The organism is Phaeobacter sp. QD34_24, assembly GCF_028890115.1.
Taxonomy (GTDB): Bacteria; Pseudomonadota; Alphaproteobacteria; order Rhodobacterales; family Rhodobacteraceae; genus Phycobacter.
In genome coordinates, this window is record NZ_JARCJD010000012.1 from 33,714 (window position 1) to 49,703 (window position 15,990).

The 15,990-nt window shown below is 60.1% G+C and carries 15 protein-coding genes and 1 tRNA gene; 10 read left to right on the plus strand and 6 right to left on the minus strand.

Translation table 11 applies throughout. The annotated features are described in order from the left end of the window. Positions 1-307 precede the first annotated feature (307 nt). The 5 genes from dctP (at position 308) to PXK07_RS11250 (ending at position 5,969) form a co-directional block, all read left to right on the plus strand. Positions 308-1,405 carry a TRAP transporter substrate-binding protein DctP gene (dctP, locus tag PXK07_RS11230; RefSeq protein WP_274848349.1) on the plus strand — a complete coding sequence of 366 codons (1,098 nt, stop codon included), beginning with the start codon at positions 308-310 and terminating at the stop codon, positions 1,403-1,405. 94 nt (positions 1,406-1,499) lie between these two features. Beyond that, entirely contained in the window at positions 1,500-2,822 is a 1,323-nt protein-coding gene (locus PXK07_RS11235; protein WP_274848350.1) for a TRAP transporter small permease subunit, read from the plus strand. A 3-nt stretch (positions 2,823-2,825) separates the two neighbouring features. Next, positions 2,826-4,181 carry a TRAP transporter large permease gene (locus tag PXK07_RS11240; RefSeq protein WP_274848351.1) on the plus strand — a complete coding sequence of 452 codons (1,356 nt, stop codon included), beginning with the start codon at positions 2,826-2,828 and terminating at the stop codon, positions 4,179-4,181. Positions 4,182-4,509: 328 nt separating this feature from the next. After that, positions 4,510-5,550 carry a fatty acid desaturase gene (locus PXK07_RS11245; protein ID WP_274848352.1) on the plus strand — a complete coding sequence of 347 codons (1,041 nt, stop codon included), beginning with the start codon at positions 4,510-4,512 and terminating at the stop codon, positions 5,548-5,550. A gap of 140 nt (positions 5,551-5,690) precedes the next feature. Further along, positions 5,691-5,969, plus strand: a complete 279-nt coding sequence (locus PXK07_RS11250) for a hypothetical protein (RefSeq protein ID WP_274848353.1) — start codon at positions 5,691-5,693, stop codon at positions 5,967-5,969. Here PXK07_RS11250 and PXK07_RS11255 read toward each other — a convergent pair. From PXK07_RS11255 to PXK07_RS11265, 3 genes are all read right to left on the minus strand, one after another. Beyond that, positions 5,951-6,835: a DMT family transporter gene (locus PXK07_RS11255; protein WP_274848354.1), complete on the minus strand. Its 885-nt coding sequence runs from the start codon at positions 6,833-6,835 to the stop codon at positions 5,951-5,953. The genes PXK07_RS11250 and PXK07_RS11255 overlap by 19 nt on opposite strands. Before the next feature lie 146 nt (positions 6,836-6,981). Continuing rightward, complete coding sequence (locus tag PXK07_RS11260; RefSeq protein WP_446728373.1) at positions 6,982-8,013, minus strand: TRAP transporter substrate-binding protein; 1,032 nt, start codon at positions 8,011-8,013, stop codon at positions 6,982-6,984. Between the two features lie 69 nt (positions 8,014-8,082). Then, positions 8,083-9,273: a cytochrome P450 gene (locus PXK07_RS11265; RefSeq protein ID WP_274848358.1), complete on the minus strand. Its 1,191-nt coding sequence runs from the start codon at positions 9,271-9,273 to the stop codon at positions 8,083-8,085. Positions 9,274-9,403: 130 nt separating this feature from the next. Here PXK07_RS11265 and PXK07_RS11270 point away from each other — a divergent pair, with 130 nt between their 5' ends. Beyond that, positions 9,404-10,309 carry a LysR family transcriptional regulator gene (locus tag PXK07_RS11270; protein ID WP_274848359.1) on the plus strand — a complete coding sequence of 302 codons (906 nt, stop codon included), beginning with the start codon at positions 9,404-9,406 and terminating at the stop codon, positions 10,307-10,309. Positions 10,310-10,312: 3 nt separating this feature from the next. Here the strand turns inward: PXK07_RS11270 and PXK07_RS11275 are convergent, their stop codons facing one another. Continuing rightward, entirely contained in the window at positions 10,313-11,305 is a 993-nt protein-coding gene (locus PXK07_RS11275; protein ID WP_274848360.1) for a hypothetical protein, read from the minus strand. Positions 11,306-11,469: 164 nt separating this feature from the next. Here PXK07_RS11275 and PXK07_RS11280 point away from each other — a divergent pair, with 164 nt between their 5' ends. Continuing rightward, complete coding sequence (locus PXK07_RS11280) at positions 11,470-11,904, plus strand: hypothetical protein (RefSeq protein ID WP_274848361.1); 435 nt, start codon at positions 11,470-11,472, stop codon at positions 11,902-11,904. 85 nt (positions 11,905-11,989) lie between these two features. Here the strand turns inward: PXK07_RS11280 and PXK07_RS11285 are convergent, their stop codons facing one another. Further along, entirely contained in the window at positions 11,990-12,865 is an 876-nt protein-coding gene (locus PXK07_RS11285; protein WP_274848363.1) for a hypothetical protein, read from the minus strand. A 171-nt stretch (positions 12,866-13,036) separates the two neighbouring features. Between PXK07_RS11285 and PXK07_RS11290 the strand changes: the two genes are divergently transcribed. From PXK07_RS11290 to PXK07_RS11300, 3 genes are all read left to right on the plus strand, one after another. Then, positions 13,037-13,112 (plus strand) — tRNA-Thr (locus tag PXK07_RS11290). A gap of 465 nt (positions 13,113-13,577) precedes the next feature. Further along, the gene (locus PXK07_RS11295) at positions 13,578-14,150 is read left to right on the plus strand and encodes a DUF4365 domain-containing protein (RefSeq protein WP_274848364.1); all 573 of its coding nucleotides are present in this window, start codon (positions 13,578-13,580) and stop codon (positions 14,148-14,150) included. 238 nt (positions 14,151-14,388) lie between these two features. Further along, a complete protein-coding gene (locus PXK07_RS11300; RefSeq protein WP_274848365.1) occupies positions 14,389-15,276 on the plus strand; it encodes a hypothetical protein in 888 nt (295 codons plus the stop codon). Positions 15,277-15,382: 106 nt separating this feature from the next. Here the strand turns inward: PXK07_RS11300 and PXK07_RS11305 are convergent, their stop codons facing one another. After that, positions 15,383-15,757 carry a helix-turn-helix domain-containing protein gene (locus tag PXK07_RS11305; protein ID WP_274848367.1) on the minus strand — a complete coding sequence of 125 codons (375 nt, stop codon included), beginning with the start codon at positions 15,755-15,757 and terminating at the stop codon, positions 15,383-15,385. Positions 15,758-15,990 lie beyond the last annotated feature (233 nt).

Consider the following 15,990-nt stretch of genomic DNA (forward strand, 5'->3'; position numbering starts at 1 on the left):
TCGGCACGGCCATACTCGCCCCTCAAGATGCGGACATTATGGCAATTACCCTCATTTTTCCGGCCCTGAATATCGTCAAAATGTCCACTCCGCATTTTGGTAAAAAAAACAGTCCAATTTTTGAACTCGCCCTATACAGCAATCTTCTTCGAAAATCAGATCCTTAATCGCGACCGGTCGGGACTGCGCGAAAAAACAACACATATGATTTTGAAAATCTGAAATACGCCCCCTAAAATGTCACTGTCTGCGCCAGGGTTGGCGCGGGCTGAACTGTCGCAAGACAGGCAAAGGGAGGAATAAAATCATGTCAAAAATCGTATCGCGCCGTCGCGCGCTGACGGGTCTTGCCGGTCTGGGAGCTGCCGGCCTGGCCGCTCCGAGCCTTGCAACGGCTGCAGGTCAGACCAAAACCTGGAAAGTGCAGACATCCTGGCCCGGTGGCGCGGGTCTGCAGATCTTTAAGGACTGGTGCGGCACCATCGCCGAAAAGACCGGTGGCGAGCTGGCCTTCCAGCCCTTCGGCGCCAATGACGTCGTGGGTGATTTCCAGCTGTATGACGCGGTGAAGAACGGCGTTCTGGACGCGGTGAACCCCTTCACCATCTACGCGCAAGGGATCATTCCGGCGGCGGTCTTCCTGTCGTCCTTCCCGCTGGGGCTGCGCAACCCGCATGAATATGACGTCTTCTACTACGGGCTTGGCGGCATCGACATGGCGCGCGAGCTCTACAAGGCGCAGGGCATGCATTTCGTCGGCCCGATCCACCACGGCCCGAACATCATCCACTCCAAGGTGCCGATCCGCTCGATCGACGATTTCCGCGGCCGCAAGATGCGCCTGCCCGGCGGCATGGTCGCCGAGATCTTCACCGAGATCGGCGCCGAAACCACCGTTCTGCCCGGTTCGGAAATCTTCCCGGCGCTGGAGAAGGGCACCATCGACGTGGCCGACTACGTGGGTCCGGCGGTGAACTACTCGCTCGGCTTCAGCCAGGTGACCGACTATATCGTCATGGGCCCTCCGGGCTTCATGTCGCTCTATCAGCCGGTGGACATCATGGACCTGACCGTGGGCATGGACAGCTGGAACGCGCTGTCGCCGCAGATGCAGCAGTTCGTCGAGATGGAAACCCACGTCTATTCCGACATGCACCACGCCGCGATCCAGGCCGCCGACCAGGAAGCCTGGAAGAAGTTCGAGGCCGATGGCACCGAGGTCACCCGCCTCAGCCAGGACGATGTGGAGCTGATGACCGAGGTCGCCGTTCCGGTCTGGTTCAAATACGCCAACCGCGACAAGTCCAGCGCCCGCGTCTTCAAGACGATCCTGGATTACATGCAGTCCGGTTCGCTTGGCTATGTCGACCCGGCCCTGACCGAAGGCATGTCGCTGGATCTGTAATCCAGCCCACGACAAATGCAAACACGACGGACCCGCACATCGCGTGCGGGTCCGTTTGTGACACCACTCATCACCGACAATAACGGGGGAACCCATGCCCAGTCTCGATGTTTCCTTGCCCCATTGGGCCTATTGGGTGGGACTGATCGTCTTCCCAATGGTGGCCATGGTTCTGGCCAGACGGCCAAAAACCGGCCCCAGCACATACACCAATGCCCTGGGCTATTTCATTCTGGTGACCGGCGGCATGCTGGGTCTGCACCGGTTCTATCTGCGCAGCCTGTTGGGACTGGCCTTCATTCCGGTCTTCGTGCTGATCCTGATCGCCAATTCCAACGGACAGGAGGCCCGCAGCATCCTGTCGGACGCCTCCAACGTGGTGCGCCAGGCGGAACGCACGCTGGAGCGTGAAGAGGGCCGCGTTGCCGCCGCCGAAGCGGATATGCCCGACCTGCGCGCAGAGCTGGCCGCCGCCGAGGAAGGCTCCTTCGCCCAGCGGCGCGCGGAAAAGAACATCACCCGCGCCGAAAAACGCATCGAGGACGGGCGCGAGCGGATCACCGCAGCCAAGACCGACCTTGAGACCGCAGCCCCCGCGCTGGAGGTTGCTGGCGAAACCATGGCCTTCTGGAACCGGGTCGGCGCCTATGCGCTTTATGTGCTGCTGGCAGCGATGCTGGTGGATGCAGTGCTGATGCCGGGCCTGGTGCGCCGCGCCAACGCAAACCTGCCCGAGGAAGAGCCGGAAACCGAGGCCGAAAAGGCCCTGCGGGAGCTGGAAGAGGCGGAAAACGTCGAGGATTCTAGCCATGTTTCAACGGGTTGGACCGGCTGGATCGACCGCACCTCGCTGATGGCGGGTGAGTTCGTCAGCTACTGGGCGGTGATCGCGGTCTTTGTCTACTACTTCGAAGTGATCAGCCGCTATGTCTTCGGCTCGCCCACCAACTGGGCGCATGAAGCCATGTATCTGATGTTCGGCATGCAGTACCTGATTGCCGGATCTTACGCGATGCTGACCGAGGCGCATGTACGGGTGGATATCTTCTACGCCCCTCTGTCGCGCCCGAAACGGGCCTGGGCGGATCTGGTGACCTCGATCTTCTTCTTCATCTTCGCCTTCACCCTTCTGTTCACCGGCTACAAGTTCGCACTGGACGCAAATGCGGTGGCCACCGGCAACGGCGTGGTGTCCGAATGGGCGCGCGGCGATATTGGCTTTGGTGAGATGCTGGGCAGCTTGAACCTGGCACAGTGGACCGATCCGAATATCCGCTGGGGCGAGATCAGCTTCAATGAATGGGAAATCCCGCTGTGGCCGATGAAATGGGTCATGGTGATCGGCGGCCTGCTGCTGGTCCTTCAGGGTGTTTCCAAGCTCGCGCAGGACGTGCGCGCAATCGTGAAAGGGGCCTAAGTCATGGGTCTGGAAATTGGAATCGAGTGGCTGACACTCATCATGTTCGGCTCGCTCCTGGCCCTCCTGATGGCAGGGCTGCCGCTGGCCTTTGTGACCGGGGGCCTGGCTTGCGTCTTCCTCTACGTTTTGGGAGACGAGCGCGCACTCAATATCGTGCCAAGCCGGATCTTCCCGCTGATGACCAACTATCAGCTCTCGGCGATCCCGCTCTTCATCTTCATGGCCTCGATGCTGGAAAGGGCCGGGATCATCAACGACATGTTCGATGTGATCTACAAGGTCCTTGGTGGCGTCAAAGGCGGGCTTGCGGCGGCAACCATCATCGCCTCGACCGTGCTGGCGGCCATGGTGGGCGTGATCGGCGCCGCCGTGGTGACCATGGGCATCATCGCCCTGCCCGCCATGCTGAAACGCGGCTATGACCCGAAGATCGCCATGGGCTCGATCATGGCGGGCGGCACGCTCGGCATCCTGATCCCGCCGTCGATCCTGGCGATCATCTATGCGGTGGTGGCGGAACAATCCGTGGGTGAGCTGTTCATCGGCGCGGTCTTCCCGGGCCTGCTCTTGTCGGGCACCTATGTGCTCTACGTCATCGCACGCTCCACCATCAACCCGACCCTTGGCCCGCCGATCCCGGTGGAAGAGCGCGTCAGCTTTGCCGAGAAGATGCGCCTGATGGGCAATATGTCGGCACCCATCGCCCTGATCGTGATCGTTCTGGGCGTCATCTTCACCGGCGTTGCAACCCCGGTGGAAGCGGCCGGCATTGGCACCTTCGGCGCCTTCATCGTTGCAGCCATCCACCGCAAGCTGGACTGGCAGACGGTGCGCGAGGCCTCGATCGGCACGCTCAAGGCCAGCGCCATGGTGATCTGGATCATGTTCGGCGCCACGATTTTCGTGGGCCTCTACGTGCTGGAGGGCGGCCAGCAGTTCGTGCAATCGGCGCTTGAGGCGACGGGCTTTGGCCCCTGGGGCATCCTGATCATCATGATGTTCGTGCTGGTGATCCTGGGCATGTTCCTGGACTGGGTCGGCATCCTGCTGTTGTGCGTGCCGATCTTCGTGCCGATCATCAAGGCGATGGGTCCCGAGGCCTTTGGCCTGGCTTCCGAGGCCGATCTGGTGCTGTGGTTCGGGGTGCTTTACCTCGTCAACATGCAGATGAGCTTCCTGTCGCCGCCCTTCGGCTATGCGTTGTTCTACCTGCGCGGCGTGGCCCCGGCCGAGATCCCGATGTCGGATATCTTCAAATCGGCCCTGCCCTTCCTGGGCCTGCAGATCGTCGGTCTGGTGCTCTGCATGGTCTTCCCCGAGATCATCACCTGGCTACCGCGCCTGATCTACGGCTGAGCCAGGATCACCGGAGGTGAAAAGATCAACCGGTTTGAGCCGCCCCCTTTGGGGCGGCTCATCTTCTTTTGCGGATTATTTGCAGATTTCCGCCCATGCCCGGTTGCGGCGCATTGTCTCCGCCTCAGGGCGATTTCGCGCATTTGCGGCCCTCGTTTGCTCAACAAAATCAGAATATTGCATGTGATTTCAGCTTGGACCAGCGGCCCTTCAGCCGGGCAAGCATGCTGTGCTTCTCCCGTTATGGTGATAACCGAGTTTCAAATTCTGCTTGCTATAGCCATCTACTCAGGTATCCGGGCAGCAACAAACACAAGACGACAGGCGCATGACCGACAAAACCGATCGACCAAGCTCCCAACGCGGCGCAACCGCTGCCCGCGACTGGGTCAAGACCCTTGCCAGCTACCGCGACCCCAACCGCCTGCGCAGCGCCTTTGAACTGGCCGCGACGGTTGTTCCCTTTCTGCTGCTTTGGGGGCTCGCCTGGTGGAGCCTGTCGATCAGCTACTGGCTGGCCTTTGGTATCTCGCTTGTGAATGCCGGTTTCCTGGTGCGGCTCTTTGCGATCCAGCACGATTGCGGCCATGGTGCCTTTTTCCCCAGCCGCGGTGTCAGCGACTGGATGGGACGTGTGATGGGGGTGATCACCCTGACCCCCTATGATGTCTGGCGGCGCACCCATTCGATCCACCACAGCGCCACCGGCAACCTGGACAAGCGCGGCATGGGCGATGTGCACACGCTGACCCTGGCCGAATATCGCGCCATGGGGCGCTTCCAGCGGCTGGTCTATCGCCTCTATCGCAACCCGCTGGTGCTGTTCGGCATCGGCCCCGGCTACCTGTTCCTGTTGCAGAACCGCATTCCGCTGGGGCTGATGGACAGCGCCAAATACTGGGTCAGCGCCATGCTCACCAACCTGGCCATTGCCGCGGCCCTGCTGACGATCTGGTACTTCGGCGGCTGGCAGCCCCTGGTACTGATCTTCCTGCCGACGACGCTCTTGGCGGCCACCATCGGCGTCTGGCTGTTCTACGTGCAGCACCAGTTTGAACACACCAACTGGGATCACGATCCCGACTGGCAATTGCATGAATCCGCTCTGCACGGCAGTTCCTACTACCAGCTGCCCGCCATTCTGCAGTGGTTCAGCGCCAATATCGGCATCCATCACGTGCATCACCTTTACAGCCGCATCCCCTTCTACCGGCTGACCGAAGTGCTGCGCGACCATCAGGAACTGGCCGAAAGCAACCGCATGACCATCCGCGAAAGCCTGGCCAATGCGCGCCTACATCTCTGGGACGAAGACAGCCGACGCCTGTTGTCCTTTGCCGAGGCGCGCCCGCTTCTGGCGGCGTCCTGATTGCTCGTTCAGATGTAAAAACGCCGTTATCTAACATTAATAAAGAGAAAACTCTCGGCATTATCCCCTGTGCCCGGAAACCTTCTGTTTGCCACTTGGGTGGCAGGTTCAAGGTATCTCTTGGGTGTGGGGACCTGACCATGATGCATGTTGTGCTCGACAAGGAAGAGGCGGCGCTCAGGCGGCGTGCGCTGTTCCGGCTGCTGCGCCGGTTTGATTTTGATGCGCCAAAGTTTCTGGGCGAGGCGATCTCGGCGCCGGTACCGGACAATCTGACCGCGCCGGAGTATCTGCCAGCGCGTTCGCCTGTGTCCGAGGCTCCGACCCGATCAAGGGACACGGCCCAGGCCTGCATCAGCAAGATCGCCGGGCCAGGCGGCTGGCGGCACGAAGAGCGCGGTTACCCGCCGCGCGGCTGATCGCGCACCAGGGTCACCACGACCAGGCCTGCCAGGATCATCAGCGCCCCTGCCACGCTTTGCAGGGTGACAGGCTCTGCCACCACCAGGCTGGCCAGCAGCCAGGCCGTGACCGGTTCCGCCAGGGCCAGCGTCACGGCGGTAGAGGCCGCAACCCGCATCAGCCCCCAGGTATAAAGCGCATAGGACAGTGCCGTGGCCCCCAGCCCGAGGAAGATGAGCCCCGACCAGGCCGCAGACCCCGCCAGCCAGTCCAAGGGCACGAAAAACAGCACCGGCGCCGTCACCACGGCAGCCACGGTAAAGGTCGCCGCTGCAATCGCGGTAGAGGGCGCCTGCCCGCTCAGGCTGCTGGTGGCCAGCGAATAGGCGGCATAGCAGCCCCCCGCCATCAGCGCCAGGACCACGCCCAGAAGCGCCCCTTCGACGCCGCCGCCCGCATAGCCCAGGGTGCCAACGCCCAGCACCGACACCGCCTGCCCCAAAAGCCGCAAGGGACCGGGCCTGCGGCCCAGGGCAAAGCGCTCCCACAGGGTGGCCCAGATCGGCGCGCTGCCGATGGCTACCGCCGTGCCGATCCCCACCCCGGCCAGGGTCACCGCGTAGAAGAAGAACAGGTTGTAGCCGCCGATGGCGACACCGGCGAAGAACACCCCGCGCAGAGGCAGGCGCAGCAGGCCGCGACGGCTCGCACTCTGTATCAGCGCCATCAGAACCAGCCCCGCCGCGCCAAAGATCAGCCGCAGGGCGCCCACCGCCAGCGGGTCACGGCCTTCGGGCAAAAGGGTCTGCACGGTCCCGGTGGTGCCCCACAGCATCGCCGCCAGAACCACGGAGGCAATCCCGATCGATCTGAAACCCTGCATGCTGCGCTGCTCCCTCTTCTTTCCCGATCTATCCCGGCTCAGCTCCGAAATGGCAACAGACAGCAGAGGCATTGCACGGCAGCGCAGAAAGAAAAAGGCGCAGGCTGGTGACCTGCGCCTTCACTGCCCGATAGGGGTGCCCGGCTTTACCCGCCGTGTTTAGCGATCAGAGCCTTGGCCTCTTTGATCAGGGCCTCGCCATCGATGCCCTTGCTGCCGACCTCTTCGATCCAGCGGCTGATCACCGGCTGGGCCTTTTCTTTCCAGCGGGCCACCTCGGCCTCGTCCAGCACGAAGATCTCATTGCCCTTGTCCTCGGCGATCTCACGTCCCGGCGCGTCGCGCTCCAGCATCACGCGGGCTGCAAAGGCCGAGAGCTTCTGCCCCGACTCCGCGTCCAGGATGGCTTTCAGGTCATCCGGCAGGGCGTTGTACTTGTCCCGGTTCATCACCAGCACGATAGTCGCGGTATAAAGCGACTCCTTGCCGCTGAATTCGGTGTGATGGCCGACCAGATCGGTGAGTTTCACCGCAGGCGTCACCTCCCAGGGGATCACCGTCCCGCTGATCACGCCCTTGGAGAGCGCCTCGGGGATGGCGGGCAGCGGCAGGCCGACCGGGGTTGCGCCCAGCTCCTTCAGCATGTCGGTGATGATCCGAGTCGGCCCGCGCAGGGTCTGACCGGCCATGTCCTCCAGCTTGGTGACGCCGCTTTCGGTATGGATCACGCCGGGGCCATGCACCCAGGCACCCAGCACCTTCACGTCCTTGTACTCGCCTTCCTGCAGGTCGCTTTCGACCAGTTCCATGAAGGCCTTGGAGGTCGCGATCGGGTCGGTCATCATGAAGGGCAGTTCAAAGACCTCAGTCTTGGGGAAACGGCCCGGCGTGTAGCCCACCACGGTCATCACCATGTCGGCAACGCCATCGGCAGCCTGATCCATCAGTCCCGGAGGCGTGCCACCCAGCGACATGGCATCGAAATGTTCGATCTTGATGCGCCCGCCGGAGGCTGCCTCCACCTCAGCCGCCCAGGGCTTCAGGATCAGCTTTGGCACCGTGGCGGGCGGCGGCAGGAACTGGTGCAGTCGCAGCGTCACCTCCTCGGCCGCGGCCGCCAGCGGCGTCATGGCAGTTGCGGCGGCAAAGAGCGCTGCGCCCAGAATATTGCGTGTCATCATGTTCTCCTCCCAGATGATGATGCGTCTTTTCCCGGTATGACCGGTATCTCCTCCTCCGGCGCTGCGTCAGTTCAGCGTCACCGGCAGGTTCCTTGGCCCACGAAAGCCGAACCCGTAGAACTGCACCGGCTCGGCCTTGGCCAGCTCCATCTTCGGGAACCGGTCGAACAGCATGGGCAGCATGATATTGGCCAGCATGCGCCGGGCGATATGGGTACCCTGGCAGAAATGCGGCCCGTTGCCAAAGGCCTGGTGCGGCTTGCGGGGGCGGAAAATGTTGAAGCTTTCGCCGTCCTCGAAAATGTCCTCATCCCGGCAGGCAGAGGCCTGGATGGTCATCACCGTGTCGCCCTTGGGGATCACATGGCCACGGATCTCGGTATCCTCCATCACCAGGCGCGAGCTGGCCTGGATCGGCGCCACCCAGCGCACGCCCTCCTCGAAGGCCTCGCCCCACATCTCCTTGGCCTTGGCCTCGGCCAGTTGATCGGGGTTGGTGAACAGCCCATAGAGAATGGTCAAAAGCGCATCGCGCGGCTCGTTGATGCCGCCGCCGATGGCGATCTTGATATTGGAAAAGATCTGGCTTTCGGGGATCGGATCCTCGGCATTGACCATCACCGACAGGACGCTGGGGTTGGGATCCGCCAGATGGCGCGGGATGGCGGCCCGGAACAGCGCATCCATCTCGTCATTGGCGGCATCGCAATCGGCAAAGAGCTCATCCGTGAAGCCGAAGTTCCCTGCCCCGTCGATCAGGATCTGGCTCCAGCGCTGCATGTCCTCATCACTGGCCTCAGGGATGCCCAGAAGATGCTTCAGGCAATGGGCCGCGAATGGTCCGGCCAGCGCCGGGAACAGATCCACCGTCTCCCCGCGCGGCAGGCCCGCCACGAATTCTTCGGCGATCTTGGTATAGATCCCCTCCCAGCAGCCCTTGATGTTGCGCCCGGAAAAGCTGGGCGCCATGGCTCCGCGTTCGCGCGCGTGTTCGTCGCCATCCTTGCGCATCAGCGTATGGGCGCGAAAGGCGCGGGTCATCGGGGTCTTGGGATCGTTGGAGCTGAAGATCTGAGGCGTGTCCTTGACGTATTTCGTATCCTCGGCCTTGGTCAGCAAGGTCCGCCCCAGAGAGGCCACCCGCACCACCGGCGCCTCGCGGCGCAGGCGCTGGTAGATGGGATAGGGATCCAGCGTCAGATCGCGGATGGTGATCTGATCGTCCTGCGGTGCCTGGCTCAACGTGGAAACGCTCATCTTCTCCCCCCGGTCGTTGGCTTGAAGAGCAAGCCTAAAAGCCGAGGCAAAAATGAGGCAATCCGATCAGACTGGTTTTCTCAATCGAAAATTTGCATAATTGATCTAAGTGCAAGCCTGGAGCGGCAAAATGACAGAGACACCGGATCCGCTGAGCCTCGATTTCTCCGCCCTGCGCACGCTGCGCCTGGTGCATGGCTATCGCTCCTTCTCGCGGGCGGCGGAAACGCTGGACGTGAATCAATCCACCGTCAGCTATACCGTCGACCGACTGCGCCGCGCCTTTGGCGACCCCCTGTTCGTGCGGCAAGGCGGCCAGATGGTGTCGACCGAGCGCTGCGAGGAAATCGTGGCCAGCACCAGCCGCATGCTGGACGAGATGCTGCAACTGGCCGAACCGCGCGCCTTTGATCCCGGACGGGCCGAAACGGAGATCACCATCTCCTGCAACTATTACGAACGCGCCACCATCCTGCCGCGACTGATGCGCAGGCTGCGCCGGGTGGCACCGGGGCTGCGGCTGACGGTGCGCACCTCCACCGTCGAGGGCAAGCAGCATCTGGATCGCGGCGAAAGCGACCTGGTGATCGGGCCGGTGCGCATCGAGGGCGGCAGCTACTACCGGCGCACGCTGTTTTCCGAACGGGCGGCCGTGGTGATCGCCCATGATGCCCCACCCGAACAGATGCCCCGGACCGAGGCCGCCTTTCTGGCCGCGCCGCAGGTGGTGATCGCCTATGGGGACTCCTGGCGTTCGCGCTTCCTGATGGAGATCGCGGCCGCCGGCAAATCGCTCAATCAGGTGATGTCCATTCCCAGCCCCGCCGCCCTGCCCGAACTCCTGGAAGGGACCGATCTGGTGGCCACCCTGCCCAGCCGCCTGGCGGATCACTTCGGGGACCGGGTGCAGACCGCCCCCAGCCCGTTTCGCGGCGAATTCGAGATCGACCTGACCTGGACCTCCCGCACCCATCATTCGCCCATGCATGCCTGGCTACGCGAGCAGATCGCACAGGCCTGCCAGCGTCAGGTCTAGGCGTCAGCGCATCCACAGGCCTTCGGACTTGATCCGGTTGCGGATCAGCTGTTCCCGGCGCGGCAGGTTGGCCTGATCGAACAGGGCGCGCACCTTGGCCCCGCGCCCCTGGTAGACCATGCGCTTGATCGGCTCATAGGTCTTCAGCACCTTTTTGATCCAGTTGGGGGCCGCGACCTCTTCCAGCACCTCGATCACCCGGTCGCTTTCGCGGGCATAGAGCAGCGGAAACAGCCGGTAGTGGCAGCTGGTCCGGCCATCCAGATAGCCGGGCGCCAGCGTATCGCGCCCGCCACCGAAGGAATGGATCACCAGGGGCAGCGCGACCTGGTCCAGCCAGGGATCCAGCGCCTGGCCCACCAGCTCTACCGGCAGGTCGTCGCGGATCGAGGTGGCATAGTCGGCAAAGCGTGCGCCAAACTGGCGCGGACAGGCGCCATAGAAGAACCCGGCGTTGAAATAGAGGTAGCGCCGCCAGTGCCCCTCGGGCTGGTCTGGATCCTGACTGCTGGCGAAATCCAGGTCAAAGCGGTCATATAGCGCGCGCCAGATCGCCTCGATGCCCGGCCCATACAGCGTCGGCTTGGGCCAGGTGCCCTCGCGCCGCAAAGAGGCCGACGGGCGGTCAAAGTCAAACGGCACCTCGGAAAGCTCCCCCGTGATCAGCGTGTCGCTGTCGAAAAAGACGAAAGGCTCGCCTTCGGGCAGCGCCATCAACGCCTCGATCTTGTTGCCATTGGGGTAGCTGTCGCCAAACCGCTCAGAGTCAAACGGCAGCACCTCGGCCCCCAGCCGCGCCAGCAGCTCCAGAACCTGCCCGTTGCGGATCGAGACGTCCTTCTGCCACAGCGGACCGGGGCGCGGCGTTGCGACGAACAGGCGGCCTGCGAAATCGGGCGACGCATGGCGCAGAGAGGCTGCAAACAGCGCCGCCTCATACTGCAACCGGCCATTTTGCCCAATGATCACGATGTTGAAGGGCTGCTGCTCTGCCATCGGGGTCCTCTTTGCCCGGCCCGCGCCGGGCGTCCAGTTGTGCCCGGCGGCTATGCCTGGCGTCCTTCTTCAGTATAATCCAGCACAGGCCGGGTCAAAATCAATCTGCCCGCAGCCCTTTTCGTATCGCCCGTTTCGTTTCCATGTGTGATGGAGAGAGTAAGATGTTTCAATCCTTCCGACGCAGAATTGCGCTGCTGTTGACCGCCCCCCTGCTGCTGACCGCTCCGGCCGAAGCGGATCCCCCCTTCACCACCGCCGCAGAGGTCAAGCCGATCCTGGCAGTCACCCGTGCAAACTGGATCTCGGTACGCGAATTCAACGGTCAGGACCTGGTCTATGTCACCCACCTGTGGTCCTGGCGCTGTGGCCTTGCCCGCATCCGCCTTGCCATCAACGACGGCGGATATGAGATCTGGCCCCTGCCGCCCTGCCATCTGGACCAAGCGGCGCCCAATTCGATCCTAGAGGAAGATGGCCCGGCCTACCGCGCCTTTGCCATCGGCAGCGTCGAGAAGATCGAGATCGAGGTCACCTATGACGACATGACCGTGGAAAGCCAGGTCGTGAACCGGTTGGGTCAACCGATCAGCCCCTGATGCCCTGCCCGCAAGGGCTGCACTGCAGGTCTGAGCCCGGGTTCGGGCCAGTCCCGGGCCGGTCCAGGCCAGGCTCAGCCGGGCTTCAGGCAGACAGCAAGGTCACACCGGGAATGCGGGCGATCTCGTCGAGGTCTGCCTCATAGCGCCTGGTCAGCTCTGCCATCAACGCATCTGTCCAACCGGGCAGATCCACCTCTTCCTCGATGGCCTCGTCGATGGCGTATTTGCCCAGAAAGGCGGCAATCACCCGCTGCTTGTGTGCTTCACCCATGTCGCGGTGCTCGTGCAGATAGGAGCGCAGACGCTGCATGCCTTCGGTGCTCATGATGGAGGCCAGAAGATCCATGCCGCCGGCGATACGTTCCTGATCGCCAACCCCCAGCATCCCCCGGATCACCTGTCCCCAGATCATCGGCATATCCTCATAGACCCAAACGGTAATCGGGATATCCGGCACCGCCGTCCTGAGGCGCATCAGCAGGTTGGACCACTGCAACGAAAGCGGCGCACATCGGTCCAGGAGATTTCCGCCGCGTTTCGGATCCGTCCCTTTCACCAGAGCAGGCAGGAAACTGGCCGGATCGCGCACCCCGAAGTGAAGCTCCAACTGGTCCTGCGGAAACAGGGTCTTCAGCGCACCCATTCGCATCTCGGCCTCGGGGTAAAAGGAGTGCATCTCCACGGCCTGGCGCGGCGCGCCAAAGAAATGAGGGTTGGACAGGATCACCCGATCGACCTGCTCCGCTTCCAGGATCGCATCCCAAAGCACGTCGCTGGATTGCGCCACCGCCCCTCCGTTCAGCACCGCCTCCACACATCCGTTCAGCAGGTTGCGAAACTTGCTGGGCCCGGGAACGGCGACGCCCCGTTTCGCCGCAAGATCACCATTGCGCAACAGGGTCTTCAACACCCGGTCCTCTTCGGTTTCATGTGCACCGGCATGAATGATGACCTGCATGAAAGGGTCCTGACTGTCCTATTGCCAACGGGTTACAGGCTTACTCCGGCCATGCCTTGCGGTCAAATGGAGTGGCACCAATCCCGTAACATTCAGAGCAGCCCAGGTTTTGGCACCACCTTGCGTTTTCATCTTGCGAGCCGTGCCCAATCTCGCTAAATGCCACCCAGTGCCCCTATAGCTCAGCTGGTAGAGCAACTGATTTGTAATCAGTAGGTCCGCGGTTCGAGTCCGTGTGGGGGCACCATTTTTATTTAAATTCAATAACTTAGATCTTCGCGGATCAACCCTAGCGGGCATTTGTTGACACAGTTCGGTCACTGTGTCCCTCGATCTGTTACCGCGATGTGAGCTTTTTCGGCTGATCAATCGCCCCCACCCCCACCAACCACATGAATTTAAACACTTATTTATCCAGACACACTCTCTAGAAGCAGAAAACTAGGCAGGCTGCACTGTGTCCAAACTGTGTCCACAGCCCTACAGCTAATCAGTTGCATCCCGGTTCGCCTTTGTCATTTCTCAGTTATTCTTCATTACTATCAGATCCTTGCAATGCTACCGAGCGGCGGCTTGGCATCCGTGATGCTGAACAACTGATTATCAATCACTTGCTCTACCTTTCAAAAATTGGCCTCAGCTGAAGCGTGTTGTGGGGGTTGAAACGTTCGCCTTTTTGGAGTGAACTTCCGCTGACAATTTGAGACTGCAGATGAATTTCCCAACGACGATCAATCCTGCGCACTATTCAGCCCTTTCCGCTAAACAGGAAGGCTTTGCCGGTGCTCATATTCGAGCCGTGTGCGCGTCACTCGGTTGCGGCGTGTCCAAGCCCGAACCGGATGATGACAAGATTGATTTTACGATCTCCTCCAAGGTCGATGGTCGTGAGATTTCCAAGCCGAAAATCGACCTTCAGTCCAAGTGCATGCTTATGGACAGCTCACTTCAGAACGAAGATGCGGATTTTGGATATACCGTCGACCAATCTCTCTACGATAGTCTTCGCGACATAAAGGTTTCAACGCCTCGCCTATTGGTGGTAACCCTTGTGCCGAAGGAATGCAGCTCATGGATCAAGTATTCCCACCACTCCACTTCTTTAAGCTATTGCTCTTACTGGTACTCCTTAAAAGGAATGCCACCCCTCCCAAGACTGCAGAAGAGCAAAAGGCTTAGGATCCCAAAGGACAACATATTCTCCGCTGAGTTCATCCATACCTCTATGCAGCGGATCGCGAACGGCGAATACCCCTTTGTTGCGCGGGGTGAGGCTGATGAATAGGTTCGACAGTAGTTTACTGAAACTATTAACGCATGACAACGTACTCGGCTATTTGGGAACAAATGGTTGGAGTAAGCGTAGCTCTCAAGACTACTCAAGTGTATGGGTCAAGAATGGCTACGAAGTCTTGATACCATCTGCTGAGGCTAGGGATTTCAGGCCACGAATCCACGAGGCGTTGAAAGAAATCTCTGCAGAAAAAGACATCAGTGTCGAAGCCGCGTTTTGACAGATGCTTATGGGTGGCTTTGAGACTATCAAGATTTCCACAATCGGTCCAAGCTTTGTTAGTGGTACGGTTTCCTTCGAGGCTGGAACAAAGCTAATCGCAAACATCCGAGATCTCTTGGTTGCTTCAGCCAGCGCGGTTATTGACCCCCGTAGAGTCTATGTGGGCAAGCGGGCGGACTTAGCCGAGACCTTTCTTCGTGAAGCACGTCTTGGGCAAACTGAACATGGTAGTTTTGTGGTAACCATTTTGACGCCTGTCATGAAGCCTGACGGGGACTTGCTTCCCGGTATGGAAGCTCCATTGCCCTACGGCACAAAGGTTATCGAGACCCTGTTAGGAGCAACGAAAAAAGCCACTCTGGCGGCAGAGGCGTCAGTCAACGATGCAGATTGGTTCGAAAAACGTTTTGTCCCCTTGGTTGCCAATGGTGTGAGTGCAAATTTGTGCTCTGGGATAAGTGGCCTGCTCAGCGTCGAGGCCGCGGATCACGTCGAAATTTCCGTTCGTTCAAGCTCAAGCTATCGTTTCGAAACCGGAGAGGTGAGAATCCCAGCTACGTATTCTGACCGGTTTGCTTTGGCTGCTGCAGAGTTTCGCAAAGATCCACCGCTAGACAACATTGACGTCAAAGGAAAAACTATCAGCTTGCGACGTGATGGCGTGACCAAAACAGGAAAAGTCTCCCTCAAGGGGGAAGTAGGCGGCGAACTTAGACGTATTACCTTCAGTTTATCGCCGAATGACTACAACCTCGTACTTGAAGCACACAAGCACGATCACCCCATCAGCTTTACTGCAGACTTACGAAAAAATGCGAGATCTTATGAGGCGGTGAACATTCGAAATCTGAAGTCCCTCAGTTCAGTCGGGCTGTTCTCTCGGGACCAGACCTAGGCCTTCATGTTGTGAGCAACAGTTAGTTTTCTTTTAGTGTAGGTCTTGCGGATGCCAGCCAACCGATAAGGTGCTCGGTTGGCTGCGGTTAAAATAGCGCGTCGACTTACGTCAACAGAATTTCGGGCAGCGGAGTACGTGTGAACGTGGCAATGTCGAGCAAGTCAAGCAGCTCCAGGTCTCGGACACCTTTCTCAACTTTGCGCAACTTGATCCGAGACCAGCCCAAGTCTCTAGCTGCGAAGTCCAGTTCCATACATCGAGCAAAACGATAGTTGTAAAGGTGAAGCCCCACCCTCGCGTGTGCAGCGCTCAACGGGCCCTTTGGCTTTGAGCTACGAGGTCGAAGAGAAATTTCTTTCTCACGAAGAATCTGGCTTACCCGGCGCTCTGAAATCCCATAACTACGAGCAATTTCTCCAATACTCATCCCGCCCTTGTACTCTTGAGCGATGTAGTCATCCCTCTCGCGATTGTTCATTCCAACTCTACCTGTGTTTGATGTTCCTGATTTAGAAACCGGCTCACCGTTTAACTACGGCTTTGATTTCCAGTCCTGACGCAAATGCCCTGAGCTGTGTCCAAACTGTGTCCACCCATTGGCGCAAATGGCCTAAAAAGCCCTTCCCGACCGATGGACATATTGTTTAAAAACAGCCCCTTAGGCGAATCTCAGGTTATTTTTCGGGAAGTTTGTAATCAGTAGGTCCGCGG